Genomic DNA, 26,238 nt, shown 5'->3' with positions numbered 1-26,238 from the left:
CTGGATCGAACGGACCTACCACCGCCGCCGACGGCAACGACGCCTCGGCAAGCTCACCCCGATCGAGTTTGAGACAATCAACAGGCCCGCACACGCGGCCTGAACCATTCAACCCCGCGAGTCAACCAAACCCGGGGCAGTCCCCATGCGGCCGATGCGACCGGTCCTCCAAGCCCCTGACGCCCTCGGCGGCATACCGGGCCAGCCAGTTGTGGATCGTCTGCCGCGACACCCCATACCGGGCGGCGACCTCCGTCTTCGGAGTCCCACCGAGGCACTCCATCACGGCGTGAAACCGCTGCTCCATGACGCTCAACTCCGCGAGTCCCACCCGGTGCTCCTCCCGCCTGACTACAGACGAAAAGAGGGCCGGGCCGACCAGGTGTCAAACATCAACCGAGGCCGCCGTGTCAACCATCAACCGGCGCAGGACAGGCCGCGCCGCGCCCGAGCGACGCGGCGCAGGGAAGGGCACGCCGGGTCCGCGCGGCGAGTCACGGCGGCGGACCGGTCGCGGTCACTGCGCCTCCGGCGGGGGCGCAACGACTCCAGGATGGCCGGGGCTCCGTCCGCGCCTTGCGGTCCGTGGGTGGTTGCGCAGGGCCATCCCGCCAGCCGCCGACCCGGGCAAGCCGAGCAGACTGCCGCCCGGCCTGCCAGCGTCCGCACGAGCCGTCAAGGTTCGCTTGACCTGGCGGACCGGGCGGCAGCCCGCTCCCCAGGAGGGCGGGTCGGCGGCAGACGGGATGGCAGGATTGGCCTCGTTCTGACGAGCAACGGGAGGCACCAGGATGTTTGGCTGGGTTGATCTCTTGAGTGAGTCGCACGGCATCCGGGCGATTTACGGTGAGGACCTGCCGGTGCTGACGTCGGTTGACCTCCATGAGTTGGTCCTTCATCGCGACGGGCCACGCGCTACGTTGCGCTTTGACCTTTCTCAGTTCCCCAAGTCGCCACCGAAGAAGTGGGCGGATCAAGGCTTCAACGTCGTTCAAGTCCAACTCACGCTGGTGGATGTGCTGCACCTGACCATAGTTGGTTGGACGACCCGCGCTGTGCTTGACATCAATGTCGAGCGCATGGGCAAGGCGCTCTCGTTGAGGGCAAACAATGGCCCGGTGGGCATCAACATTGACGCCCGATGGCTTGTTCTGTCACACCTGTCGGCCTATTGCCGTGCCTCGTAGGATCTCGATGATCAACGCTCCCTCCGAAGGGACGGCATGGCACACAAGCCGGAAGGCGGCGCGGTGGTGTGGGGCACACAGGGGGCACAAGACACCGTCAAACGCTGTCAAGCAGTGGCCAGCCATGGAAGCGCCGGACGCCGTGTGAGCAGGTGTTGAGCTGCGGTCTGGCTGGTGGGCAGATCGCGGCTCTTTAGTTCCGCTTCAACGTCTGACTCCGGCCTCTTCCCGCGGGCCAGTAGGGCCTGCGACTACGCAATGGCCCTGGGCTGTGGTGCGGGGGGCCGCCCTTGATCACGTCAAACTCCCTTCGAAGACCCTTCACCCAACCGCCCAAGCGACCATTCTGCAGCACGACGAACATGCTCATGAGGATCGTCAAGCGCAGCCTGAAGCAGGGGTATAACGGAGGGGTCACCAAGGCCACCGAGCGCGTACGCGAGATCACCGCGCATTTGGGGCTCCCTCTCCCAGTGCCTCAAGAGCGTCGGGAGGATGCGCCGAATGAGTCGGTCCGGAACGGGTTGCACCCCGCCATATGCAAGGGCCTTGGTAATTGCGTCAGCAGCAGAGCCGCGGACGCCGCGATCGTCATCCTCAAGAGCTTCCAGCAACTCCGGCAGAGCCGACCTCGCGGCACGAAAACCAATCAGGTCACACAGCAAATGGCGAGTCAGAGGACGTTCAGCAACTCTGAGCGCCTGAGCAAGGACACGAACGGAAGCCTGACGTCGAAGTCTGTCAACGACAGGACGCCGATCGAGGGTTTCCCGCTCGAGCATACGAACAACATCCGCCGACGTCAGGTCAAAGTCAACCACGGCTCGATCACCTGATTCCCCAGTGGAAACTCGCATGTACAGCACCCGGACTGGTCGCACTCGAAACAAACTCGGTGAGGGTGAACCGGCGATGGTCATCGGTGGGGTGGACGGTGACGGCGACAGTGCTTTCGTCTTCGAAGCGCAGCGTGAAGACGGGGTCGAGGACGCAGAGGAACGCGAACCTGTCGCGGTCCTCGTCCGTGTCGCTGATCAGGCGACCATGGGCATCCCTACCGGCGCCCTTGGCGGTTATCGCGACGGCGACTTCGACGGTGCCGAGCAGGGTAGAGGAGTTGGCCCACCAGTCCAGCCAGCAGCGGCCCTCGAAGCAATCCATCACCGTCACCTCTCAAAGATCAACCCCGGCCGAAGATAGTCGGGCTTGCGCGGCGGGTCAGGCACGAGCCAGACAGCCCCCGGGCCGGCGCAAAGCGCCCCGAAGTTCCGCTTCAACGTTTGACGCTCGGGCTGGGTGACCAACTGGGTGACGACCGGGACGGGAGACGCTGGACACCCACGGACGATGGTGGACTGTTCTGACAGCTCACCCCGGCTGCTCGCCCAGCTCATCGACGGTTGATCATTCTTTCACACAAAAGAGGTCACTCGACGAACGTGCCATCCGGCTTCATGATCTCGTCGCGCACCAGCGGCACGAACGCCGACCAGCCCCCGTCATCCACGGCCACCGACATGCGGACACACCCATCGCCGGCGTAGCTGACCACGCTGTACCGCTTGCCATCCTCGCCGACGACCTGGCGTACGTCCTTGTCATCCAGCATCGCGCGCCACTCGCCATAGCCGACGCGTCGCCATTCAGCGAGACGTGCGTCGGCAAGCCGCGCTGCTATCTCCTTGTTCAGTCCCACGCGCTCAGCCTCTCACCCGGGACGACGGCCGCCCTCGGCCGCGTGCCCTATCCGTGCCCGACGCAGAGGTCAACACGAGCCAACGCCGCCATCGTGCCGGCCACAACCCGAACGCTCCGTGTTCTTCTACCGGGTGATGCGGCTACCCAACGTGTAGATCAATCCGATTCCCAAGCTGAGGTCGGCACCGTCAGCCCTTGGGCTTCCACCAGGCCGCGAGGAGCGCTACAACGGCAACGAGGAGGAGGCAGCTAAGTCCCGCACAGATCAGCAGGCCGAAGCCGGCGAAGGTCCCGAGTTCCACGCGCTCACGGTAGGTGCACCCTCCTCGACCATGCCCCAGAGGCCCGCTTCGGTGTTGGGCACACAGCGAACAAGGCGCTCGCCCGTACCTCGTTCCGGGTGATGGTGGGACGTGCCAAGGACCGGTAGCGTCGCCGCATGGCTGCTTGGTTGTACCTGGTCACCGCCTCGGTCGTTGCCCGACTGATCGACGGGATGCCCTACACCGCTGGGCTGGTGCTACTCGGCGTGGCAGCGTACGGCGGATTCTGGCTGCTCCTCAGGCGAGGGCCAGGCGACGGCCGTTGAGCCGGCCATCCATAGAAGCGGCGCGAAGCTCTTCTCACCGAGCCGAGAGGTTTGGAGGTTTCCGGATCAGGCTTTGTCGCCGACCAGGGCTACGGCGACGACCCGGCCGCGGTCATCCCATTGCCGGAAACCTCCCTACCTGACCACCGCGCGGAGCGTCTGAAATACAGGCGGGGCCAGGCGGGACTTTCCGGCCCGGATGCGGCACAACGTCCTAGGGGCGGATAGGGCTTGGCGCGTCGCTGCCAGGAATCAGGCGTGCTCGGCGGTCTCGTTTGTGGTCTCGTTCATCTGCGTGCAACGTGCAAGGTCGTCCGCCGGGGGTCGGAGCAGGTGTAGCGCTGTGCTCCTTGATGCAGCCGGTTGCAGCTGGACACTGGGTCACAGACCTCGAAAGCGTGTGAGGTTTAAGGCCCTCCTCGCCCGCGTCGGCGGCTCTACCCGCCGACCGGCCACGGCCACTTTCCACGCCGGGAAAGCAGCAAGGAGGCAGCGAACGCGTCGCCTGCCGTCGACAAGTCCCGACAGCGGGCGGGGTCGTAGCCGAGCTGATAGGCACGGGATGACAGCCGATGACAGCAGACGATCCAGTGCAGCCGCGTTCACACCGAAGAGGTCCGAGGGACTAGTTGGAGCCGCTGAGGCTGTCGGATGAACTGTCGGTCACGCGCGCTAACCGAGATCGTTGGGCCGGCCGCCCGGAGGACGACGTCGAGGGCCAGGTCGGGGTCTGCTCTATGGGCGCCGCTGGCCCACGCGGCATTTGCCTCGATGACGGCCCAGTGACCGTCGGTTAGCCCTACGTCTACGACGATGGCAGAGGGCAGCGTGTGCCCGTATCCGGCGAGGATGTCGGTGCCGAAGGCCAGCGCGTCGGCCGACGGAGGACCGAGATGTAATCGACCGTGCTCGGCGTACTGGCTGCCTGCGTAGACAACACCGTCGAGCAGGTGTAGCCGGTACTCGGCGGCGAAGTCGACGATGTCGCTGACGAGCACCGGAGTCCGGCGGTCCACAGCATCCGGGCCGGGAAGGCGGGTGCCATCGGTGTAAATCATCGCCGGGATGTTCTTGTCGTTGGGTGACTTGATGAACGCTGGTCGACGGAGTTCGTATGCCTCGCCGATGGCGACCAGGGTGATCTCCCGACGGGTGAGTTCACGGGGAAGCCGAGTCAGCCAGCCGGGCTCAGCCTCCAAGGGTGCGATCCCGAGCAGCGGTGCGACAACGTCGGCGAAGCTTGGTCCCGCATGGAGGTGATCAGCGTTCATCCCGGCGGGTACTTCGAAGGTGCGGAGCTGGACGCTGCGTAGTCCGCGTCGGTGAGCGGCGTCGCGCAGGCTTTGAGCCGAGGCTGTTAGGCGCGGCGGCAGGACGAGTGTCACGGCCGATGATCCTGCCCCAACAAGCCGCCGCTGTTACACCGGTTATCAGGTGCTCAGGTCGGCGGGCGACCGATTACGGGTGGCTGCCTACAGCAACGGTGACAGCAACGGGCCGGGACGAAGACCGGGGCCAGCGGACTGGCACGGACAGTCGCCCGAGGTGGCGGATGCGGACGGACTCCGGCGGACGAAGCGCCCAGAACTTACAAGCGAGTGGTCGTCCGTCGAGAGTTGACTGCTGAGTAGGCCATGCCGCTCGCGCCCGGGTGGTGCGTGGCAAGTGGTCCCTGAGGAGCAGCCGATCGGCAACGCCCAGGCACTGCTCACTGGTCGTAGACCGATCCCGATCGCTTCCGAGAGCAAGCGGAAGTAGAGAGTGGACCCCAGTGCAGATGTGAAGTTCAGTGCGGGCAAGAAACCCGTCCAGTTGACCGACCCGGATGTCACCGACAGCACAGACGCCGGCCCGGCTCCGGCGGGATCCTGAAGCGGGCTCCTACGGCCCGGTTTGACGCGCGCCTCGATAGGGAAATTTCGCGGACACCTCAATGAAGGAGGCTGTATGGAGACGTCCGCTAGCGTCGGGCGCAGTTACCGACAGCCGACACGTCCATGCGCGGCGGCGCGTGTTGCAGCGCCGACCGCGAGGGGGCGAGCCTAATGGCTCGCGTCGGTCGCTACGGGATCCCAGGGTTCGTGTGGTTCCTGATCTGGCTCGTCGTCTGCATCTTGATCGTCATCCTGTTGGCGCTGCTCATTCACCACTTCGGAGGCGCCTCGCTATCACTCAAGCTCGGCCACTTCTACCTGAACATCGGGGTCACCTGACCTGCCAGATCGTCGACACTCCGGCGCCGGTATTGCGCCAGGCGTGTTAGCCGTCACGTTCGGTGACGGCTAACACGGCTTGGACGCGAGCAAGCGTGGAGTGCCAGCCCGGTGCGCAGCGCTTGCCGAGGGGCTGGATAGCCCATCGTTGCGGGAACTCGCTGGGCTCTCGCGAGGCGAGTACCGCGAGGCACGCGAGCTGCTGGACCAGGTGGTCGACGAGTTGGGCTTGCCTGAGCTGCCAGACGACGACCAGGCCGTCTGGGAGGTGGTGGTCGCGTATGCGCGACGTTTGGTGTCCGGGGCCATCGCGCCGGTGGATGGCGCGCATGCCATCGCCGCCTATGCCGGTTCTCTAGCGTTCCCGGAGCCCCTTACCACGTTCGCCTTCCTGGCCGACCTGTGGGAGGACAACGCGGCTAAGCGCGCCCAACTTGAACAGGACATGGTGCGCGAGGCGGAAGCCATGCTGCGGGGCATGGGTGACTAACTGGGTGACGATCGGGTCGGACACCACTGGACGAGCACGGACGAGCGTGGACCATGCCAGCAGCCCGGAGCCGACAGAGCAGCAGGTAAGCGCGCTGTGATTGTTGCCTGGGGGTCAAGGGGTCGTCGGTTCGAATCCGGCCGTCCCGACAGAGAGAGGGTTTCCGCAGGTCAGCGACTTGCGGGAGCCCTCTTTTTATTGCTCGGCATGGGTGCCTGGTCTAGCACGCCGCTGTTGGACTCCTTGACTCGGGCAGGTTGCCATGCCACTACTGGATCTTCAAAAGCTGACTGTGGAACTGTCTCGGCCGTGGGCCGGGTTCCTGCGGGATTGGGACCGCTCGTTGCGGTCGGCCAACTATCCGGAGACGACCCGCTACAACTACCTACTCGCCGCCGCGCAGTTAGGCCGGTACCTGGGGGAGTACTCGCCGGATCCGGACGCGGATGCTGCCGCCGACGATCCCAGCGCCGTGACGCGGGCGCACGTGGAGGCGTTCCAGGCTTGGATGATCGAGACCAGGTCCGCGTCGACCGCGTTGAACAAGCACAAGGGGCTGCAGCAGTTCTTCAAGTGGCTGCTGGTCGATGAGCAGGTCATCGACCGGTCGCCGATGGATCGGGTCCGTCAGCCGAAGACACCGACGAAGCTGGTGCCGGTGATGCGTCAGGACGAGACCGCCAAGGTGCTGGACGCGTGCAAGGGCAAGGGGTTCGCGAACCTGCGCGACGAGGCGCTGATCCGGCTGTACGCCAACACCGGCGCCCGGCTGTCGGAGGTGGGCAACCTGCTGGTCACTGACGTGGACCTGAACACCGAGTCGGTGCACTTCCACGGCAAGGGCGGAAAGGACCGGCGGGTGCGGTTCGGGCCGAAGACGGCCCGGGCGCTGTCCCGCTACCTGCGGGCGCGGGACAAACACAAGGGCCGCGTTGCCGAACCTGTGGCTGGCCGACAGGGGCGCGGCACCCTTAACTCCCAACGGCATCAAGATCCGACTCAAGCGGCTCGTCCCGACCCGGGACCACCGGCTGGCCGCCCCGAGCAAGAACTACCGGTACTCGACGAACCTGCAGGTCGCCATCGACGCCAGCACCCGCCTGGTCATCGCCGTCGCCGACCCGCAGCCGGACCGGGCGGTTCCGCGGCGAGCACGGCCAGCGCTGCCCGGGTGACGAACGCCTTTTCCTCGTCGGTCAGCCGCGGCTGCGTACGCCCGGCACGGCCGGGCTCGGCCTTCGTCGTCGGGTCGCTCGGCGCCAACGCACCGGCGTGGATCACGCCGAGCGCGCAGCGCCCGCGCAGCACCGCGGCCGGGTCGTCGCCGCCGCCCAGCACCTGCTGCAGCGCGGTCAGCCGTTCCGGCAGGCGGTGCCGCGTCATGACCTCGCGCCGTACGGAGGGGTCGTTGAACAGCGAGCGCAGCAGCGGCCCCTGCTCGTCGAGCAGGTCGACCAGGACCGCCATCAGGTCGGGGCTCATCGCGCCGGCGGCCCGGGCCCGCGCCACGAACCGGTCGAGCGCGTCCAGCACCGGGGTCAGCAGGGCGTGCAGCACGTCCTCCTTGGCGGAGAAGTGGTAGTACAGCGAGCCCTTGGTCATCTGGAGCCGTTCGGCGATGTCGCGGACCGACGTGCCGGCGTAGCCGCGCTCCACGAACAGCGCCAGCGCCACGTCGAGGATGCGCTGGCGGGTCTCGTCGGCGGCGCTGCCCGGGGTACGTGCCACGGCTACGTCATCCCTCCACGGCGTCGAGAACGGGCACCTGCTGCGGCAACCCGGCCGTAACACGGACCTCAGCCGCCTCTCAGGAAAGGCCACTAGCGTAGCGCGGGAATACCGACCGTTCGATTAATTGGAGTTGGGTGATGGCCGGGATAGCGCGTTGGTGTTTCCGCCACCGGTACCTCGTCGTGCTGCTCTGGGTCGCCGCCCTGGCCACGCTCGGGGTGGCAGAACGAGCGGCCGGCACGGCGTACTCGAACGACTTCGCCCTCCCCGGCACCGAGTCGACCCACGCACTCGACCTGCTGAAGTCCGCATTCCCGCAGCAGGCCGGCGAATCAGACACGATCGTCTGGCACGTGGCCGCCGGCACCGTCCGCGACCCCGCCGTGCAGCAACCGATCACCGCGATGCTCGCCGACGTCGCCCGCGTGCCGTCGGTGGCGGGCGTGACCAGCCCGTACGCCGAAACCGGCCGCGCGCAGATCAGCCAGGACGGCCAGACCGCGTACGCCACGGTCACCTTCACCGGGATAGCCCAGCAGATCCCCAAAGCCGACGTGCAGCGGGTCATGGATCTCGCCGAGACGGCGCGCACCGATCACCTCCAGGTGGAGCTGGGCGGCCAGGCGATCCGGCAGGTCAACGGCGTCTCCACCTCGGCGTCGGAAATCGTCGGCGTGGTAGGCGCCGCGGTCGTGCTACTGATCGCGTTCGGCTCGCTGTTCGCGATGGCGCTGCCGCTGGTGACCGCGATCCTGTCGCTGGTCGCCGGGACATTTTCGATCGGGCTGCTCAGCCACGTCATCTCGATGGCCGACATCGCGCCGACCCTGGCCGCACTAATCGGCCTCGGCGTCGGCATCGACTACGCACTGTTCATCGTCACCCGGCACCGCAACGGCCTCAAGGCCGGCCTCGCCCCGGAGGAGTCAGCCGTACGGGCGCTCAACACGTCGGGCCGCGCAGTCATCTTCGCCGGCGCCACGGTCTGCGTCGCCATGCTCGGCATGCTGGTACTCGGCCTGTCCTTCCTCAACGGAGTCGGCATCGCGGCCGCGGTGATGGTCCTGATCAGTGTGATCGCGGCCAGCACCCTGCTGCCGGCGATGCTCGGCATCATCGGCAACCGGGCGCTCAGCCGGCGGGAGCGCCGCCGACTCGCCGCCGACGGGCCACACGACGTGCACGCCCAGGGCTTCTGGGCGCGCTGGGCCGGCCTGGTGCAGCGCCGCCCGGGCCTGCTGACGCCGCTCGCCCTGATCGTCATGCTGGTACTGGTCATCCCGGTGTTCTCGCTCCGGCTGGGCAACTCCGACCAGGGCAACGACCCAGCCACGACCACCACCCGCAAGGCGTACGACATGCTCGCGAACGGCTTCGGGCCCGGCTTCAACGGCCCGCTGCAGCTCGTCGCCGAAACCCACTCGCCGGCCGACCAGCAGGCACTCGCCGCCCTCGCGCAGACCGTGCGCCACACGCCCGGCGTGGCCGCCGCCATCCCGCTCCCCGCGAAGCCCGGCGCCACGGTCGGCATCATCCAGGTCGTGCCGACCACCTCGCCGCAGGACGCGAAGACCAGCGACCTCATCCGACACCTGCGCGACGACGTCATCCCGCCCGCCGAGCGGGGCTCGACCCTCCAGGTGTACGTCGGCGGTCAGACCGCCATCTTCGACGACTTCGCCGACGTCATCGCCGGAAAGATGCCGCTGTTCATCGGCGTGATCATCGGCCTGGGCTTTCTCCTGTTGCTCGTCGCGTTCCGCAGCGTCGTCGTGCCGCTGACCGCGGCGGTGATGAACCTGCTGGCCGCCGCCGCCTCGTTCGCCGTAGTGGTGGCGTTCTTCCAATGGGGCTGGGGCACCGAGGCGCTCGGCCTGGGCAAGGCCGGTCCGATCGAGGCGTTCCTGCCGGTGATGATGCTGGCCATCCTGTTCGGGCTCTCCATGGACTACCAGGTCTTCCTGGTCAGCCGGATGCACGAGGAGTGGGTACACACCGGAGACAACCGGCGGGCGGTCACGCTCGGCCAGGCCGCGACCGGGCGGGTGGTCACCGCCGCCGCGACAATCATGATCTGCGTCTTTTTGGCCTTCGTGTTCGGCGGGCAGCGGGTCATCGCCGAGTTCGGTGTCGGCCTCGCCACCGCGGTGTTCATCGACGCGTTCGTGCTGCGTACCGTCCTGGTACCCGCGTTGATGCACCTGTTCGGCAAGGCCAACTGGTGGCTGCCCCGGTGGGTCGACCGCTGGCTGCCGCACCTGTCGGTCGAGCCGGCCGAGGACGCGGTGACCACCCCCCTGCCGGACGCGAAGAAGCCGGTTCCGGTTGGGCAATGAGGTGCGGCGGCGACAGCCGGCCCGGACCATCCACGGTGGATGGTCCGGGCCGGCTGTCGCGTCGTGCGCGAGACGGCTCTGAAGAAAATCAGCCACCTTGCTCCAGTTGCCAACGTTGATCAGGACCGTCGGGGATGGGTAGTCCCCGACGACTTCGGTGACCACCATGGGCAGGTTGAGGTCGGCCAGCGCCGCGTGCAAGGTCGCTCGTACCTGGGCGAGATGCGGGCAATCCGGAACGGCACGAAGCTGCTCGTGCCTATTCTGCTGCCAGCATATCGCTGGTTGTCAGCCTGCTGCGCACCGTCGGGCCGTGTTCGTCGAGCAGCGGGGCTCGGTGCTTCGGTCGGGCGGGGGTCCGGGAGAACTTCAGTGGCTGGCCGGCTACCGCGAAGGTCCGTCCGGTGCCCGGATGGTCGAGCTCGACCAGCATGTCGCGGGCGGTTACATGGGGATCGGCCGCGATCTCGGCCGCGTCCCGCACCGCACCGACGGGGACGTGGCCGCCCAGCCGGTCCAGGATCTCCGCCTTCGACCGCGGCCGGGTCCACTCGGCCAGCGCGTCGAAGATCTCCTCGCGGCGGGCGACCCTCCGGTCGTTTGTCGCCAGAGCTGGATCGTTGGCGAGATCGGGACGGTCGATGAGCTCGCAGAGCTTGCGCCACCGCACGTCGCTGGGCGCCGCGACGGCGACCCAGCCGTCGGCGGCTGGGAGGATGTCGAACGGACTCAGCAGCGGGTGCCGGTTGCCTTCGGGACGCGGCACCGCTGCCGTGTAGGAGTGTTGGTAGACGATGCGCTCGCAGAGGGCGAGCACGGCGTCGTACATCGCGATGTCCACGAACTGCCCTCGGCCGCTGCGCTGGGCCTCGTACAGGGCCGCGCTGATGCCGAGCGCGAGCATCGTGCCGGGATAGATGTCCCCGATCCCGGGGCCCACTTTGATCGGGGTGCCGTCCTCGGTGCCGGTGATGCTCATGATCCCGGCCATCGCTTGGACGACGAGGTCGAAGGCCGGCCAGGCGAGATACGGGCTCTCGCCGGACCGGGCGTCGCCGAACCCGCGCACGGCAGCGTAGACGAGCCGCGGGTTCCCGGCGCTGAGCGACTCGTAGGACAGGCCGAGCCGGTCCATGACGCCATTGGTGAAGTTCTCGACCAGCACGTCAGCGTCGGCGGCGAGGGCACGCAGTGCGGCGGCGCCCTCCGCCGTTTTGAGGTCGAGCACGACACTGCGCTTGCCACGGTTGACGCTCTGGAAGTACCCGCCGTAGGCGGCCGGGTCGCTGCCTGGCGGGATGGGCCCGGCGTACCTGGCCATGTCCCCTCGGGGGGGCTCGACCTTGAGAACGTCCGCGCCCAGGTCGGCGAGGAGCATGGTGGTGTACGGGCCGGCGAGGGCATGGGTCAGGTCGATGACCCGTACGCCGGTGAGGGGTCCCCCGGTCATCGCACCGGCACCCCCGTCAGGATCGGTGGGACGTGCGGGTTCGCGACCCCGGCGCGGATGTCGGTGGCGACGTGCTGTCGGGGGGCCAGCGGGACGGGAGCCATCCTCGTTCCTTTCTCGCCTATCGGCGTCACACTTCGCGCAGCAGGTGCTGGGCGATGATGGTGCGCTGGATCTCGGAGGTGCCTTCGAAGATCTGGGTGAGCCGGCCGTCGCGCCAGTGCCGCTCGACGGCGTACTCCGTGGTGTAGCCGTTGCCGCCCAGCACCTGCATGGCCGAGCTCGCGACCTGCTCGGCGGCTTCACTGGCGAAGAGCTTCGCCATCGAGCACTCCTGCCGGCAGTCCAGCCCGGCGTCGAACCGGGCGGCGGCGTCGAGGTAGAGCGCTCGTGCGGCGGCGACCTGGGTGGCCATGTCGGCCAAGCGGAACTTGATGCCCTGGAACGAGGAGATGGGCTTGCCGAACTGGACCCGTTGCCGCGCGTAGGCCGTGGCGTCCTCCAGCGCACCGCGCGCCGCACCCACCGCCCGCGCTGCCGTGTGTAGCCGGGCCCAGTTGATCAAATTGCCGAAGAGTGCGAAGCCTTGGCCCGTGCTCCCGTCCGGCGCGAGTTGCAGGTTGCTCGCGGGCACCTCGAGGTCGGTGATGGTCAGCTGCCACGAGGTGATCCCGTGGTAGCCGATCTTGGGGATCGGGGTGCCGGTGATGCCTTCGGGGAACGCGCCGCGCTCTTTCTCCACGAGGAACACGTCGAGGCCGTCCCGGCGGCCGGGCGCGGTTCGGGCCAGGATGAGGATGGCGTCGGCCGCTTCCGCCCATCCGCACCAGCGCTTGACACCGTTGAGGATGTAGACGTCCCCGCGACGTTCGGCGTGGCAGGACACCGCGGCGATGTCCGATCCGGCCTCGGGCTCGCTGAACGCCCCGGCCGAGATGAATTTTCCCGCGGCCTGGCGGCGGAGAATGTCGGCACGCCGGTCGGGGTCGGCGAGCGCGGCTCCGGTGCCGTTGGCGCGGGCGATGACGCTCGCGGCGCTCATCCAGCCCCGCGCGAGCTCCTCGGTGACCAGGCAGTACTCGGTCATGCCGAGGCCCAGCCCACCGTACTCGCGGTCGATCAGGATGCCGAAGTAGCCGAGCTCGGCCATCCGGTCGATGGTCGACCACGGAATGTCCGCCTGCTTGGGGTCCAGCTCGTTGGCGACGGGCAGCAGTTCCGCCGACACGAACTCGCGAGCCTCGTCCCGAAGCTTTTCCTGGGCTGGGGTCAGCAGGGTCATAGTGCCCTCCATGGGCTGATCCGGTGGTCGAAGGTGGCGGTCATCTTCTCTCTCCTCCTCAACCGTCGAGGCGGAATCGGTGCCAGTGCGGCTGCCGCTCGGCGGACGAGTGTGGCCGGCGGAGTCACGGTGGTTTTCGGCGGCACCGGATTCAGGCGGTCGGATCGAAGTACGTCGTTCGGCTCATCCCGAGGACGCGGCCTCGTTCGGCGGTGACCAGGGCGACCTTGCGGCTGGCCTCGTCGATCATCTCGTCGCCGAGCATGGCCGCGCCGACGCCGCCGCCCGACGCCGACGTGTGGTGTGCGTACGCCTCGATGATCAGCTCGGCCTTGTCGTAGTCATCCTGGCTGGGCGCGAAGACCGTGTTGGCGGTGTCGATCTGGCCGGGGTGGAGCACCCACTTGCCGTCGTAGCCGTAGGCGGCGGCCCGCTCGGCGGACGCCCGGTACCCCTCGGTGTCCTTGATCAGGGCGAACGGACCGTCGATCGCCTGCAGGCCGTACTTGCGGGCGGTCATCGCGATGGTCATCAGGACGGTGTCGAAGGGGTCGTACCCGGTGGCGCCCGGGACGCCGATCGTCAGGGCGGGCATCTTCATCGCGGCCATGAAGTCACCCGGGCCGAAGATGAGCGTTTCGGTCCGAGAGGTCGCGGCGGCGATCGCGTCGATCTCGCTGAGCCCGGCCGGTCCCTCGATCTGCGCCTCGATGCCGATCCCGCCGTCTGGGAGCGCCAGTTCGCGCTCGACCTGGGTCAGCAGGACGTCGAGCCAGTGGATGTGCGCGACGCGCTCGACCTTCGGCAGCATGATGCAGTCGAGGTTGGCGCCCGCGCCGCGGACGACCGTGAGGACGTCCTCGTGTGCCCACTTGGTGTCGGCGTCGTTGATCCGTACGACGCGGGTTTTGCCCGACCAGTCGCCGTGGTTGAGCGCCTGGATGATGTTGGCGCGCGCCGGCGGCTTCGCGATCGGAGCCACGGAGTCCTCAAGGTCGAGGAACACCTGATCTGCCGGAAGGCCCTGAGCCTTCTTCAGCATCTTCTCGCTGCTTCCGGGGACAGCGAGACAGGAACGACGGGGACGTGCGGGACGCAGGGTGTTCACGGGGTCGTTCACCTTCCGATCGGGGCATGGGAAGCGAGCGCGGAGAAGCCCTCGCTGGGCTGCGCGGCGCGCGTGCGTACGCGGACGGTGCGGGTGACCTGGCAGACGATCTCGCCGCGCTGATTGACGCCGAGGTGGCGGAACGTCACGTCGGCTCCGTCCCCATCGGGCTCCACGGCCAGCACCTCGGTCGCGGCGCCGATGGTGTCGCCGCGCCGGACGGGTACGGCGAACCTGACGTCGTCCAGGCCGACCTCGCGAATCGCCTGGCCGCTGGTGTCCTGGGTGGCGAGGCCGATGGTGAGGGCGAGGGTGAGGCCGCCGAAGTTGATCCGCTCGCCGAAGGGCGTCTCGGCCATCTCCTGGTCGCTGAAGTGGCCGGCGGCGGTGTTCATGACCAGCAGGGTCAGGCCGTTGAGATCGAGGTCGGTGACGGTACGCGAGCGCGCGTGGCGGAAGCGGTCGCCCACCTGGAAGTCCTCGGCGAAGCCCTCCCGCACGGCCGCCGGTTCGGGATTGGCGGCGCGCTTGCGTACGAGGTTGGTACGCCGGAAGTCGATGACCGGATTGCCGGAGGAATCCCGGCCGACGGTGTGCCAGGTGACGATGCCGGTGTCGGGCCGCGACTCCGAGGTGCGCGCCTCGACGACCGTGCTGGACGCGTAGAGGGTCTCGCCCGGATGCACCGCGCGGAGGTGTCGGATGTCGTTCGCCCCCAGGAAGGGCCCGCCCCGCTCACTGAGGTCCTCGACGCTGAGTCCGAATACCACCGTGAAGACCAGCAGTGGGTTGACGACCTCATCGGGGTAGCCTGCGGCCGCTGCGGCATCGCGGTTGAAGTACACGGGATTGAACGCGAGCGTCTGGGTGGTGAACGCGATGTTGTCCGAGGCGTGCACGGTGCGGCCCCAGTGGTGGTCGAAAACGCGGCCGACGACGTGGTCCTCGAAGAAGGTGCCGCGCGAAATCACCGGCCAGCTCGCCAGATCGAACGTTGTCATCGACGACTCCGTGTCATTCAGTGAGACGGTGTGCCTCTAGCTGGTCCGCACAGTCTTTGGCGCGAGGACGCGCGGTGTCAAGCCCTCCGGGTGGTCTAAACGATCTCCTCGGTTCAGCGCCGCAGGACCCCTTCGAAGACCGGGCTTCGCGGGCGGCCTGCCGAAAGACCGAGCGCGACCATGGCCGGTGACACGGTTGTGCTGCGTAGCGGTACGCTTGCGCAGCCGAATTGCTCCGGACGGGGTCCGCACCGGGCCCCGACCTCCTGATCGAGGAGACTGGATGATGCCCGCGACCGAGCGACCTGACGAGCCGGCGGCGCAAGGCCCGGCCGGCACCCAGACCCTCATCCGCGGGCTCCGGGTGCTCGAGGTGATGGCGGTGCAGAATCGGCCCATCGGGGTGGGCGAGCTCTCGCGGTTGATCGACCTACCCAAGTCGACCGTGCAGCGGTTGCTACGCACGCTCGGCCAGGAGGGCTGGGCGGAGATGTCCAGCGATCCCACGACCCGTTGGCGACTGAGCCCTCGGCTGCTCGCGCTCGCCCGGACCGGCGCCCCGTGGAAGACCCTGCGCGAGGCGGCGATACTCCACCTCGCCGCCCTGGGCGCCCGGACCGGTGAGACGATCCACTTCTCGGTGCTCGACCGGGATGTCCAGATGGTGCTGATCGACCGGGTCGACTCGATCCACCCCGTACGAACCTTCAACGCCATCGGCGCCAGCACGCCGCTGCACACCAGCGCGAGCGGCAAGGCGGTGCTGGCCATGCTCCCGCTCGACGAGGTCGAGCGAATCCTGGCGCGTCCGTTGGAGAAGGTCATGCCGAACACGAGCACCGACCCGCGGCATCTGATGCACCAGGTGCTGGAGGCGAAGGAACGGGGCTACGCGGTCAACATCTCCGAAAACCGGCCACACGTCTGCGCCGTGGGCGCTGCGGTCGCAGGTCCCGGCGGACGACCCGTCGCCGCCGTCACCATCTCGATGCCCGACGTACGCTTCGAACCCGCGCGCGTGCCGGAGTGGGGCGCCTGGGTTCGAGACACCGCGCGCGCGATCACGGACACGTTCACCGACTAGGCCTGTGTCGAAGCCTGCCCCGCCGGCGCACTGACACCCACCCGGGCCAGGACCCGGACGCCCACCAAGCCGCGCCAACCGGCAACCCACCCGCCGCTACGCCGTGCGCACCGCCAGTGGTAGCGGATCTGGGAGACCGGTCCGCGCCGTCTGGCAATGACCAAGTAACAGTCTTGACATCGCAGTAGTGCCCGAGCAAGATTCCTCACACCACTGGTCAACACGACGTTCCACCCAGCGACACGCCGGAGTCATCCGAGCTCCACTGCGGCAGCGCCTGGGCAATCTTGACCACCGCCGGATCGGCTCCTCTCAAGAAGACGGGAGCTGGGCTATCGCTTCGCAAGGTGTGGGAGGTAAGTCATGCCTGAAGGCCGCCTGAACGGACAGGTTGCTGTCGTTACGGGCGCCGGCCGGAACATCGGCCGCGCAATCGCCCTTCTCTTCGCTGCCGAGGGTGCTGCGGTTGTCGTCAACGGCTCCCGCAATGTCGACGCGGTCAACTCGGTCGTCGAGGAGATTCAGAGCAAGGGCGGAAAGGCCATGCCGGCGATGGCCGATGTTTCAGACCCCGACGCAGTTGCCGACATGGTTTCGCGGGCCACCAGCACACTGGGCCCGGTCGACATCGTCGTCAACAACGTCGGCGTCCGCAAGGCCAAGAAGTTCGAGGACATCACCATCGAGGACTGGCGATCGACGTTCGCCACGAACTTGGACTCGGTGTTCTACCTGGCGCGCACCGTCCTACCAGGAATGCGTGAGCGCAGGCGTGGTCGCATCATCAATATCTCCGGCTACGACGGCTGGACGGGCCACATCGAAAACCGCGCCGCGAACATCGCTGCGAAGGCAGGAATGCACGGTCTCACGAAGGCCATCGCCCGGGAGTACTCGCGGTACGAGATCACCGTGAACACCGTGGCACCAGGCGCGATCGAGACGGAACGCAACCCCGAGGACTACGCGCACATCGATGTGGAAGCCCTCCGCGGACGCATCGCGACCAAAACCTTCGGGGCGGTCGACGACATCGCCGAGGCCTGTCTCTACCTGGCCTCGCCCGCTGCTGGATTCGTCACCGGACAGGTACTGCACGTCAACGGCGGCGAGTTCATGTTCTAGCCCTACGCGTTCAGTCACCACATCCCCATCCGTAGACATCACTGGATGAAAGAGGGTTAGTGGAAATGGAAAAGAGCACGTCCCAACCCACCCAGAAAGCTAGCTTCGCCGCTCTGCTCGTACTCGTTACCGTGATCGCCGTGGCTGACGGCTACGACCTCACGGTGCTGTCGGCGGCGCTGCCGGTGATCCTTGCCAAACACGAATGGGGACTCACGGCGGCCACTGCGGGCGTCGTGGCGAGCATTCAGATGCTCGGCCTCCTGATCGGCGCGATCCTGTCCGGCTCCCTCCGCGACCGGATCGGCGGCCGCAAGATGCTGATCCTGAACCTGCTCTTCTTCTCCATCTTTACGGCTATCGTGCCACTGGCGCCCAACGCGGCCGTGCTCGGGGCGTTCCGCTTCCTCGGCGGCCTCGGCCTGGGCGGGATCATCCCGGTCATGATCGTGTTGGTCTCGGAGTTCTCCCCGCCCGGCCGTAGACACCTCAACAACACGGTCCTGCTGATGGGAACCGCCGTGGGAGGCCTGCTTGCCCCGCTCAGTGGCGCTCTGATCCTGCCCCACGCGAACTTCCGTTGGCTCTTCGTCGTTGGTGGCCTGTTCCCGCTCATTGTGCTCGTGCCGCTGGTCGGGAAGTTCGTCCCCGAGTCGCCGACGTATCTGCTGACGCGCCGAGCGGATGAGGCGAGGACGATCGCTGACAGATACGGGATCGAGCTCGACGAGACCGTCGCGCCGATGGCTTCCGACGGAGAGCGAACCCGGAGCAACGCGCTGCGGTACCTGTTCAACCGATCGAGAGTGGCGCGAACCGTGCTGCTACTCATTGCCGAGTTCTTCATCATGGGGGTCGCGCTCGGCCTGACATCGACCTGGTTGCCCCAGTACCTCGTCCTCGGCGGCTTCGAGATCACCAGCGCCCTGCTCGTCTCGGTAACCACCTTCGCCGGCGCCATCGTCGGAGGTCTCGTCGGCGGGTGGCTGCAGGACCGGACCAACCCCAAGTTGATCGTCGTCATCGGCTGCTTCGGCGGAGCAGCGACCCTGCTGCTCATCGGAGCCGCGTTGCAGGTCGCCGCGCTGGTCTACGTGCTCGTCTTCGCGCTGGGCTTCCTGAACACGATCTACATCATGAACGGCTTCATCGCGAACTCGCACCCGGCGGCAGTTCGCGCCACGATGGTCGGCCTCGCATTTGGAGTCGGCCGCACCGGCGGGATCTTCCTCACTGCGGCCGGCGGCTGGGTGGCCGCGGCCGCTCTCCCTCCCGCGGCCAACTTCTGGTTGTGGTCAGTGGCGTTGTTCATCCCCGCGGTCGTCCTGCTTTTCGCACGCTCGACCAGCAGCGTTCCCGCGGCCGGAGCGGTTGCCAACGCCCCGGCGGTGGCGAGCACCGTCGGGTAGTCCGCGACAACGAGACCAGGGTGTCTTGCGGTCCCGTCCCGAATTTGCGGGACGGGACCGCACCGTCTCGCCGACATAGGCCGCGAGCACGAGGTCGACAAAATCATCGGCTACGTCGTCCTCGGCCGACCGGCCGACAACCTGGTCGAGTACCGACTGGTCCCAGCCCTGTACCGCTCGGAAACCTGGAAGGAAAGTCACCCATGCGTCTGAACCCAGCATCGACGTCGGCCGACGGAGGGCGGTCCGCGGCGGTACACACGCCGATCACCATCGGATCCAGAGCCCTGCTCAACCGGGTGGCGTTCGCCTCGGTCACCACGGGCCTCAACGGACCGACGGCCCTGAGCGACGCACAGCGCGAATTCCTGGTGCGCCGCGCCCGCGGCGGTGCCGCACTGATCGTCACCGACGGCTTGGCGGTCCACCCCTCGTCCCGGCCCTTCCGGGCCGTGCCCAGGATCGAGGACGACGCTCATGTCGACGGCTACGAGCGGCTGTGCGTCGACATCCACGCCGCAGGCTCCGTCGTGGTGGGTCAGCTCTGGCACGTCGGAGCCTCCAGCCTCTACACGCCCGAAGGTATCGCCTGGGCGCCCTCCGCGACGCCCGACCCCCTGTCGGGCACCGTGCCGCACGCCATGACCGTCGCCGAGGTCGAGGAGGTGATCGACGGTTACGTCGACGCTGCGCGACGCCTGCAGAGCGTCGGCTTCGACGGCGTCGAGGTGCACGCCGCCCACGGCTACCTCCCGGCGCAGTTCCTCTCCTCGATGTCGAACCACCGCACCGACGCCTATGGAGGCGACCTGCGGGGGAGGGCCGCGTTCCTGACAGCGGTGCTGCAAGGCATCAGGGCGACCTGCGGCCCCGACTTCATCCTCGGCATCAAGCTGACGGCTCATGAGTACGCGCCGGGAGGAATCGAGCTGCCCGAGGCGCAAGAGGTGGCGGCACACGTGTGTGAAGTCGCCGATCCCGACTACATCGCGGTGTCCCAGTCGCGCTACGGCCCCAGTCTCGAGCGGCACTCGCCGGACATGAGCTGGGCGGACACGCCGTTCGAGCACCTCACTCGCGGCATCCGCAACGTGGTCCCACCCGAGGTGGCGATCATGGCGTTGGCCAAGATCCCTGACCTCGCGGTCGGTGACCGGCTGATCGACGAGGGGACGGCAGACCTCATCGGCCTCGCGCGACCTCTGCTCGCAGACGCTGACCTGGTCCGGCGGGACGCAGTGGGGGCCACCGTGCGGCCCTGTACCTTCTGCAACGCCTGTTGGGCTGCTCTGCACGAGCAGCGAGGCGTCGAGTGCTTCTACGACCCCCGGACGGGACACGAGCTGGAGATCGCCGACCTCGAACCCGAGGTCAGGTCGGCGCCCGACCTCGTCGTCGTCCTGGGTGGGGGACCGGCCGGTCTCGAGGCCGCCCGGGTGGCAGCCACCCTCGGTCATCGGGTGGAGCTGCACGAGGAGGCCGGCTATCTCGGCGGCCGGTTGGCGCTGGAGGCCCGCATCCCTGGTCGTGCCGATCAGCGCCGGGCGGTGGACTGGTGGCAGAACGAGCTCGCCGACCTCGGGGTCGACATCCGCCTCGGCTCCGAGCCCGACCCGGCGGCCCTGTCCGCAGCCGCCCTCGTCGTCGACGCCCGATCCCGGCTGCCCGCTCCACCGGTCATCTCGGGTGTGGACGCCGTGCCGGTCGAGGACGTGCTGGCAGGTGGACTGTCGCTCGACGAGGACGTCTACCTCCTGGACGCCGTCGACGACGAGCCCGTGTACGCCCTCGCGGAGTGGCTCGCCCAGCGCGGCCACCGCGTGGTCCTGGTGACACCTCGCCCGGCGCCGGCCCGCCGCGTCGCCATGGTGAGTGCCTTCGGCATCTCGCGTCGTCTCGATCTCGCCGGTGTCGTCGTCGCCACCCAGACAGCGGTCACCGGAACGGCCAACGGACAGCTGGTGGGGGTGCGCGCGCTCTCCGGGCGCGCGGTGGAGCTGGGTCCGGAGGGCACGGTGGTCTCCGCCGGGTCTTACCGGGGTCGCGACCCGCTCGAGGTGCCCGGGGTGCGGATCGTTCAGGTCGGCGACGCCTACGTCCCCAGGACCCTGGCGGAGAACGTCCGAGAAGCCCACAGAGTTGTTCGACAGGCGCTGGAGCAGGCAGGTGAACGAGAGAAGAAGTGATGGAACGCAATGAGCTAGATCGGTCGAGGCTCTCCAGGAAGGTCGCCCTGGTGACCGGGGTCGGGGCAGAACATCCAGGTCCCATAGCCAAAGCATGGCTGCTCACGGTGCAGATGTGGGGATCAACGGTTCCCGTGAACGGGGTGGGGTGGACGTCGTCGTCGAGGAGATCCGCGCGGCCGGTGGGACAGCGTCCGGCGTCATGGCGGACGTGTCCGACCCCGACGCGTTGGCGGCGCGGATGGTCGACGCCGTGCACGACGAGCTCGGTCCGATCGACATCGCGGCGAGCAACGTGGGCGTCCGCAAGGCGGCACCGTTGCCTCGAACGCCGGGTCGTGCGAGTAGTCCTCGAACGTGGCGGTGAACGTGTCGATGACGTGCGGCTGCTCCAGGTTGGAGACTCGCACGTTCCACTCCACGCCGTTCTCCCTGGCTCCGGCGGTGCCCCAAGGTCGGGTTCTCCGCCGCGAGTCGCAGCACCAGGTCGCGGACCTGCTTGTCGACCGGTGGCCGGCCTGGCCGGGCATGCGGGTACGTCCACCGCCGGGTGACGAGTTCACGATGCCACCGCAGCAGCGTGGCAGGGGTTACGAAGAACACCGACCAGCGCGGGCGGGGCAGCAGCCGCGACAGCGCCGTGCCGTACTAGCGGCGGTATTGAGGTATCGGCCTTCGGCGTCGAGGCACTCGAACCCTGCTGGGCGGAATGCTGGAGGCCACTCGATGTCGCACGCCGCCTGGCCGGGATCTCCGCGCCTTCGTACATCGCGGCCGGCTGGGCTCTGGACCTGTTCCGCGGCTGGCTGCCTACGCCGGCTTGGCGCCGGTCACCCGCCGCTCCCGCACCAGCGTCCGCGGTGAACACCCCGCCCGCCGCGGCAACAGACAGCTCAAACGCGCGTCGCTGACCGGTTCGTACTGGCGAAGCCACGTCGGACTGCCGAGCAGTTCGTGGAGGCTGCTGCCCCGAGCCCGACCGCCTCGCCGCCGCCGGCATCCCCGACCACTACAACAGCCGAGAGATCAGGTGACGTTGGAATACTAGCCACCCCGGGCGCCCCGCAGGGCAACCTCGATCAGCTCGGTCAGCCGGGCCTCGACCGAGTCGCCGCTGGCCCGACCGGTGCGGGTGCGGTTGACCTCAAGCATGCCGCCGGACACCACCAGCCGGGCTGCGGCGTTGGCCCGCTCGCCCGCTCCGGCGGCCCGGAACACACCGGCGACCGCGTCCTCGAGGTCCGCGACCAACTGGACCACGGCCTCGCGGTGCGGCCCGGGGGCGCCGAAGAGCAACTCCCGGGCGATGGCCATGGTGTTCTCGGGCTCGTCGCGTGAGGCTTCGAGCAACGGCTCCAGCAGGCGGCACACGACGGTGACCGGCTCGGCATCGCGCCCCACCGCGCCGATCACCGCCGGGATTGTTTGGGACCAGCGATCTGCGGTGACCATCATCAGGAGCTCCGCCTTGGTGGCGGCGTACTGGAAGACGGTTCCGATCGCGACGTCGGCCCCCTCCGCGACCTGCGCCATCGTCATGCGGGCGTAGCCCTGCTCAGCGAGGAGCCGACGGGCGGCCGACAGGATCCGACCGCGCTTCTGCGCCTTGTTCCGCTCCCGGCGGCCCCCGGCGACCCGTCCGGTCTCCACTGCCATGACCCAGATCATAGCCGACTCAATCTTGAATGCACTCGGTTTTGAGTAAAGTCAGAAGAGATGGAGGTCCCGATGCACTCGATGATCGTGGCGGCTCAGCCGGTCCGGCTGTTCGAGCGCGGCCGGCGAGGCCCGCTCCGGTTCGTCCCGCACCCCTGACCCGCGCGGCCGGCCTCGTCGCCGCGCACACACCCCGAATCCTGGGAGGGGTTCATGTACTACAGCAGCGGAAACTACGAAGCCTTCGCTCGTCCTCGCGTCCCGGACGGGGCTGAACGCAAGCACGCGTGGTTCGTCGGCGCGGGACTCGCGTCCCTCTCCTCGGCGGTCTTCATGATCCGCGACGGCGGCGTACCCGGCGAGAACATCACCATCCTCGAGAAGCTCAAGCTTCCCGGCGGGGCCCTGGACGGGATCAAGGAGCCCAAGCGCGGTTTCGTGATCCGGGGTGGCCGCGAGATGGAGGACCACTTCGAATGCCTGTGGGACTGCTTCCGGTCCATCCCGTCGCTCGAGGTCGAGGGCGCGTCGGTGCTCGACGAGTTCTACTGGCTCAACAAGGACGACCCCAACTACAGCCTGCAGCGGGTCACCGAGAGCCGCGGGCAGGACGCCCGCACCGACGGCCTGTTCACCCTCAACGACAAGGCCCAGAAGGAGCTGATCAAGGTCTTCCTCGCCACACGTGAGGAGATGGAGGGCAAACGGATCAACGAGGTGTTCGGGCGTGACTTCCTCGACAGCAACTTCTGGCTCTACTGGCGGACCATGTTCGCCTTCGAGGAGTGGCACAGCGCGCTGGAGATGAAGCTCTACCTCCACCGCTTCATCCACCACATCGGCGGGCTGCCGGACTTCTCCACCCTGAAGTTCACCAAGTACAACCAGTATGAGTCGCTGGTCCTGCCGATGACCCGCTGGCTGATGGACCAGGAAGTCAGGTTCCAGTTCGAGACCGACGTCACCGACGTCGACTTCGACATCACCGCCAAGCGGAAGAAGGCCACCCGGATCCAGTGGGTCCACCAGGGCCAACCCGGCGGCGTCGACCTCACCGACGACGACTTCGTCCTCATGACGATCGGGTCCTTGGTCGACAACTCCGACAACGGCGACCACCACACCCCGGCGAAGCTCAATCGCGGCCCCGCCTCCGCGTGGGACCTCTGGAAGCGCGTCGCCCGGAAGGATCCCTCGTTCGGCCGCCCCGAGGTCTTCTGCTCGAGCATCGACCAGAGCAAGTGGGAGTCGGCGACGGTCACGACCCTGGACGAGCGGATCCCCGAGTACATCCGCAAGATCGCCAAGCGGGATCCCTTCAGCGGCCGCGTCGTCACCGGCGGCATCGTCACCGCCCGGGACTCCCGCTGGCTGCTCAGCTGGACGGTCAACCGGCAGCCCCACTTCAAGCAGCAGCCGAAGGACCAAATCGTGGTCTGGATTTACTCGCTGTTCGTCGACCGGCCCGGCGACTACGTGCGGAAGACCATGGCCGAGTGCACCGGCGAGGAGATCACCCAGGAGTGGCTCTACCACCTCGGCGTACCCGTCGAGGAGATCCCCGAGCTGGCCGCGACCGGCGCCAAGTGCGTGCCGGTGATGATGCCCTATGTCACCTCGTTCTTCCTGCCCCGCAAGGCCGGCGACCGCCCCGACGTCGTACCCGAGGGTGCGACCAACTTCGCCTTCATCGGGCAGTTCGCCGAGACGTCGCGCGACTGCATCTTCACCACCGAGTACTCCGTGCGCACCGGCATGGAGGCGGCCTACCAGCTGCTCGACATCGAGCGCGGCGTGCCCGAGGTGTTCGGCTCGACCTACGACGTCCGAAGCCTGCTTGCTGCGACCGCTCGGCTCCGTGACGGCGAGCCGGTGCACCTTCGTGGTCCCGAAGCGCTGCGCAAGCGGCTCATCGCCCGACTCGACGACAGCGAGGTCGGCCAACTGCTTCGCGAAGCCGGCCTCCTCTGACCGGCCGCGACCCGCAGCGCTGTTTGCTAAAGGGGCCTCGACCGCGCGTTACCGAGCGTGGCGGGCTGCGACGAGGCAGGACGGTCCGGACGTGCCGAAAGTGCGGGTGTCGGCTCGTTACCTGACGGTCGGGCTTGGCTGGTCCAGTTCGAGGGTCCAGTTCTGGCCGACGAGGTCGTGGCCGAAGCTGTGGTGCCGTTCCTCGTCGGTGAGGGTGAACCCGAAGGCTTGGTAGATCCTGCGTGCGGACAGGAGTACGTCGTTGGTCCAAAGGACGACACGCTGGTAGTGGGCGTCGCGGGCGAAGGTGAGGCATTCGTCGACCAGGCGGGTGCCGATGCCGAGGCCGCGGGAGGCCGGAGTGACCAGCAGGATACGCAGCTTGGCCGTCTCGGGTTCGTCGCCCGAGACCAGAAAGATGCATCCTGCGCGTTCGCCGTCGACTTCGGCGATCCAGGCCGCTTCGCGAGCCGGGTCGTGGCCGGTGGCGAAGTCGCCGACGATCCTGGCTACCAGCGCCTCGAAGTCGGTGTTCCAACCGAACTGCCGGTCGTAGATCTCACCATGGGCCATCACCACCCATCCCAGGTCCCCGGGGTGGTCGGCCCGGCGGACGGTCACGTTCGCCGGCGGCTGGTTCTGCTGCGTCATCAGGAAGCCCTTTCCACAGCACTGACACGACTGTTTCAGTGGAGGTAGGCTACGCCCGTGTCCGAGGAGCCCACAATCGCGTCCGCGCGGAAGGTTGAACTGCTGGAAGCCGCCTACCGGCACTCCCTCGCGCACGGCCTGGTCGACCTGTCACTACGTCCGCTGGCTGCGGCGATCGGCTCCAGCCCTCGGGTGCTCATGTTCCTGTTCGGGAACAAGGACGGCCTGTTGCGGGAGTTGTTGGCGCGCGCCCGCGTCGACGAACTCGCGATGCTGGACCACATCCGAGAACCGAGCAACACGACGGCCATCGGCTTGGCCGCCGCCGTCGAGCGCGTCTGGGCGTGGCTCGCCGCCGACGAGCATCGGCAGCTGCTGAAGCTGTGGGCCGAGGCGTACGCCCGCTCCCTGATCGAACCCGACGGAGTGTGGGATGGCTTCGCCGCCACCACGGTGAGCGACTGGCTCGCCGTCCTAGCCGCATGCCAGCCCCCGAGCGAGAGGAACAGCGAGGAGGGCGCCCGCCGCCGCACCCTTGCCCTCGCCGTGCTCAGGGGTGCACTGCTCGACCTGCTGGCCACCGCAGATTACGACCGCGTCACGGCCGCGGTCCACTACCAACTCGCTCTGTTCCAGCACCGACGTGCCGCGGTACCCCGACCCTAGCCGCCTGCGCCGCCATGATCACATGCCCGGATCTCCCCTCTGTGTCAACAGGCCGCGGCGTGGGTTGTTCTAGGCTGGGGTGTGGCGGGTCCGGGAAGTGACTTTTCCGAAGTGTCGATCTCGGGGTTCAGGTCGGCCGCGCTGGATTTTAGAGTCGCCCCCGCGTGTCCTCCCGGGCCCGTCCTGAGCAGCTTCGCGTCGGCCACCATCTGCCGGTAGACGATGTCGGACAGCCGCCGCTTCAGTGCCCGTAGGGCCTCCATCGGGGTCTTGCCCGCGGCCAGTCTGCGCCGGTAGTGGCGGCGCCCTTCGGTGTCACGGCGGAGCTGGACGATGGCCATGATGTGCAGCGCCCGGTTGATGCGCCGGTTCCCGGCTCTGGAGAGCCGGTGCCGGTTCTGCTCG

23 protein-coding genes and 5 pseudogenes are annotated in these 26,238 nt (G+C 67.9%); 15 read left to right on the top strand and 13 right to left on the bottom strand.

The genetic code is table 11. From position 1 onward, the window contains the following. Window positions 1-133: 133 nt before the first annotated feature. Window positions 134-316, bottom strand: a pseudogene (locus DKL51_RS27335) (helix-turn-helix domain-containing protein); the annotation flags it as partial. Window positions 317-812: 496 nt separating this feature from the next. On the opposite strand from DKL51_RS27335, the gene DKL51_RS27330 reads away from it, so the two are divergent. Beyond that, complete coding sequence (locus DKL51_RS27330) at window positions 813-1,187, top strand: Imm50 family immunity protein (protein ID WP_185734933.1); 375 nt, start codon at window positions 813-815, stop codon at window positions 1,185-1,187. Between the two features lie 299 nt (window positions 1,188-1,486). Here the strand turns inward: DKL51_RS27330 and DKL51_RS37300 are convergent, their stop codons facing one another. The 3 genes from DKL51_RS37300 to DKL51_RS27315 all read right to left on the bottom strand — a co-directional run bounded on the left by DKL51_RS37300 (window position 1,487) and on the right by DKL51_RS27315 (window position 2,883). After that, entirely contained in the window at window positions 1,487-1,642 is a 156-nt protein-coding gene (locus tag DKL51_RS37300) for a HEAT repeat domain-containing protein (protein ID WP_369008649.1), read from the bottom strand. Between the two features lie 373 nt (window positions 1,643-2,015). Beyond that, complete coding sequence (locus DKL51_RS27320) at window positions 2,016-2,348, bottom strand: hypothetical protein (protein WP_109942991.1); 333 nt, start codon at window positions 2,346-2,348, stop codon at window positions 2,016-2,018. A gap of 265 nt (window positions 2,349-2,613) precedes the next feature. Continuing rightward, entirely contained in the window at window positions 2,614-2,883 is a 270-nt protein-coding gene (locus DKL51_RS27315; RefSeq protein WP_109942987.1) for a hypothetical protein, read from the bottom strand. A gap of 441 nt (window positions 2,884-3,324) precedes the next feature. Here DKL51_RS27315 and DKL51_RS35220 point away from each other — a divergent pair, with 441 nt between their 5' ends. After that, window positions 3,325-3,474: a hypothetical protein gene (locus DKL51_RS35220; protein ID WP_165823028.1), complete on the top strand. Its 150-nt coding sequence runs from the start codon at window positions 3,325-3,327 to the stop codon at window positions 3,472-3,474. Between the two features lie 602 nt (window positions 3,475-4,076). Here the strand turns inward: DKL51_RS35220 and DKL51_RS27310 are convergent. Further along, a complete protein-coding gene (locus DKL51_RS27310) occupies window positions 4,077-4,859 on the bottom strand; it encodes an ATP-grasp domain-containing protein (protein WP_124812639.1) in 783 nt (260 codons plus the stop codon). A 696-nt stretch (window positions 4,860-5,555) separates the two neighbouring features. Between DKL51_RS27310 and DKL51_RS36735 the strand changes: the two genes are divergently transcribed. The 4 genes and pseudogenes from DKL51_RS36735 to DKL51_RS36730 form a co-directional block, all read left to right on the top strand. Next, window positions 5,556-5,687 carry a hypothetical protein gene (locus DKL51_RS36735; protein ID WP_260428364.1) on the top strand — a complete coding sequence of 44 codons (132 nt, stop codon included), beginning with the start codon at window positions 5,556-5,558 and terminating at the stop codon, window positions 5,685-5,687. A 148-nt stretch (window positions 5,688-5,835) separates the two neighbouring features. Continuing rightward, window positions 5,836-6,177, top strand: coding sequence for a hypothetical protein (locus DKL51_RS27305; protein WP_109942985.1), 342 nt, complete (start codon window positions 5,836-5,838; stop codon window positions 6,175-6,177). A gap of 262 nt (window positions 6,178-6,439) precedes the next feature. Then, a pseudogene (locus DKL51_RS27300) lies at window positions 6,440-7,036 on the top strand (tyrosine-type recombinase/integrase); the annotation flags it as partial. Between the two features lie 148 nt (window positions 7,037-7,184). Further along, window positions 7,185-7,307, top strand: a pseudogene (locus DKL51_RS36730) (IS5/IS1182 family transposase); the annotation flags it as partial. Here the strand turns inward: DKL51_RS36730 and DKL51_RS35885 are convergent. Beyond that, on the bottom strand, window positions 7,282-7,851 hold the full coding sequence (locus tag DKL51_RS35885; RefSeq protein WP_260428686.1) for a TetR/AcrR family transcriptional regulator: 570 nt from the start codon (window positions 7,849-7,851) through the stop codon (window positions 7,282-7,284). The pseudogene DKL51_RS36730 and the gene DKL51_RS35885 overlap by 26 nt on opposite strands. Before the next feature lie 194 nt (window positions 7,852-8,045). Here DKL51_RS35885 and DKL51_RS27290 point away from each other — a divergent pair, with 194 nt between their 5' ends. Then, the gene (locus DKL51_RS27290; RefSeq protein WP_109942984.1) at window positions 8,046-10,244 is read left to right on the top strand and encodes an MMPL family transporter; all 2,199 of its coding nucleotides are present in this window, start codon (window positions 8,046-8,048) and stop codon (window positions 10,242-10,244) included. Between the two features lie 259 nt (window positions 10,245-10,503). On the opposite strand, the gene DKL51_RS27285 is transcribed toward DKL51_RS27290, so the two are convergent. The 4 genes from DKL51_RS27285 to DKL51_RS35215 form a co-directional block, all read right to left on the bottom strand. After that, window positions 10,504-11,694, bottom strand: a complete 1,191-nt coding sequence (locus tag DKL51_RS27285) for a CaiB/BaiF CoA transferase family protein (RefSeq protein ID WP_109942983.1) — start codon at window positions 11,692-11,694, stop codon at window positions 10,504-10,506. A gap of 130 nt (window positions 11,695-11,824) precedes the next feature. Further along, a complete protein-coding gene (locus DKL51_RS27280; protein ID WP_109942982.1) occupies window positions 11,825-12,976 on the bottom strand; it encodes an acyl-CoA dehydrogenase family protein in 1,152 nt (383 codons plus the stop codon). A gap of 151 nt (window positions 12,977-13,127) precedes the next feature. Beyond that, window positions 13,128-14,075 carry an HpcH/HpaI aldolase/citrate lyase family protein gene (locus tag DKL51_RS27275; protein WP_260428685.1) on the bottom strand — a complete coding sequence of 316 codons (948 nt, stop codon included), beginning with the start codon at window positions 14,073-14,075 and terminating at the stop codon, window positions 13,128-13,130. Between the two features lie 17 nt (window positions 14,076-14,092). Continuing rightward, window positions 14,093-15,085 carry a MaoC family dehydratase gene (locus DKL51_RS35215; protein WP_165823026.1) on the bottom strand — a complete coding sequence of 331 codons (993 nt, stop codon included), beginning with the start codon at window positions 15,083-15,085 and terminating at the stop codon, window positions 14,093-14,095. A 283-nt stretch (window positions 15,086-15,368) separates the two neighbouring features. Between DKL51_RS35215 and DKL51_RS27265 the strand changes: the two genes are divergently transcribed. The 6 genes and pseudogenes from DKL51_RS27265 to DKL51_RS27235 form a co-directional block, all read left to right on the top strand. Further along, window positions 15,369-16,169 (top strand): IclR family transcriptional regulator, encoded by an 801-nt coding sequence (locus DKL51_RS27265; protein WP_124812638.1) that lies wholly within the window; start codon window positions 15,369-15,371, stop codon window positions 16,167-16,169. Window positions 16,170-16,532: 363 nt separating this feature from the next. After that, window positions 16,533-17,294 carry an SDR family NAD(P)-dependent oxidoreductase gene (locus tag DKL51_RS27260; RefSeq protein ID WP_109942980.1) on the top strand — a complete coding sequence of 254 codons (762 nt, stop codon included), beginning with the start codon at window positions 16,533-16,535 and terminating at the stop codon, window positions 17,292-17,294. A 140-nt stretch (window positions 17,295-17,434) separates the two neighbouring features. Continuing rightward, a complete protein-coding gene (locus DKL51_RS27255; RefSeq protein WP_165823025.1) occupies window positions 17,435-18,703 on the top strand; it encodes an MFS transporter in 1,269 nt (422 codons plus the stop codon). Window positions 18,704-18,906: 203 nt separating this feature from the next. Next, the gene (locus tag DKL51_RS27250) at window positions 18,907-20,889 is read left to right on the top strand and encodes an oxidoreductase (RefSeq protein WP_109942978.1); all 1,983 of its coding nucleotides are present in this window, start codon (window positions 18,907-18,909) and stop codon (window positions 20,887-20,889) included. Window positions 20,890-21,004: 115 nt separating this feature from the next. Further along, window positions 21,005-21,256: an SDR family NAD(P)-dependent oxidoreductase gene (locus tag DKL51_RS27245; RefSeq protein WP_165823024.1), complete on the top strand. Its 252-nt coding sequence runs from the start codon at window positions 21,005-21,007 to the stop codon at window positions 21,254-21,256. 435 nt (window positions 21,257-21,691) lie between these two features. Further along, window positions 21,692-21,811, top strand: a pseudogene (locus DKL51_RS27235) (transposase); the annotation flags it as partial. A 122-nt stretch (window positions 21,812-21,933) separates the two neighbouring features. On the opposite strand, the gene DKL51_RS27230 reads toward DKL51_RS27235, so the two are convergent. Then, window positions 21,934-22,545, bottom strand: coding sequence for a TetR/AcrR family transcriptional regulator (locus DKL51_RS27230; RefSeq protein WP_165823023.1), 612 nt, complete (start codon window positions 22,543-22,545; stop codon window positions 21,934-21,936). A gap of 213 nt (window positions 22,546-22,758) precedes the next feature. Here DKL51_RS27230 and DKL51_RS27225 point away from each other — a divergent pair, with 213 nt between their 5' ends. Next, a complete protein-coding gene (locus DKL51_RS27225) occupies window positions 22,759-24,516 on the top strand; it encodes an oleate hydratase (RefSeq protein ID WP_109942975.1) in 1,758 nt (585 codons plus the stop codon). Between the two features lie 117 nt (window positions 24,517-24,633). Here DKL51_RS27225 and DKL51_RS27220 read toward each other — a convergent pair whose 3' ends face one another. Next, a complete protein-coding gene (locus tag DKL51_RS27220; protein WP_260428683.1) occupies window positions 24,634-25,137 on the bottom strand; it encodes a GNAT family N-acetyltransferase in 504 nt (167 codons plus the stop codon). 87 nt (window positions 25,138-25,224) lie between these two features. Here DKL51_RS27220 and DKL51_RS27215 point away from each other — a divergent pair, with 87 nt between their 5' ends. Further along, window positions 25,225-25,833, top strand: coding sequence for a TetR/AcrR family transcriptional regulator (locus DKL51_RS27215; protein ID WP_109942973.1), 609 nt, complete (start codon window positions 25,225-25,227; stop codon window positions 25,831-25,833). 44 nt (window positions 25,834-25,877) lie between these two features. Here DKL51_RS27215 and DKL51_RS27210 read toward each other — a convergent pair. Continuing rightward, window positions 25,878-26,238: pseudogene (locus DKL51_RS27210) on the bottom strand (IS110 family RNA-guided transposase); the annotation flags it as partial.

It is taken from the genome of Micromonospora globispora (assembly GCF_003857015.1).
Lineage (GTDB): Bacteria > Actinomycetota > Actinomycetes > Mycobacteriales > Micromonosporaceae > Micromonospora > Micromonospora globispora.
The sequence above is the reverse complement of the archived record's forward strand: the minus strand, read 5'-3'. Positions and strand labels throughout refer to the sequence as shown.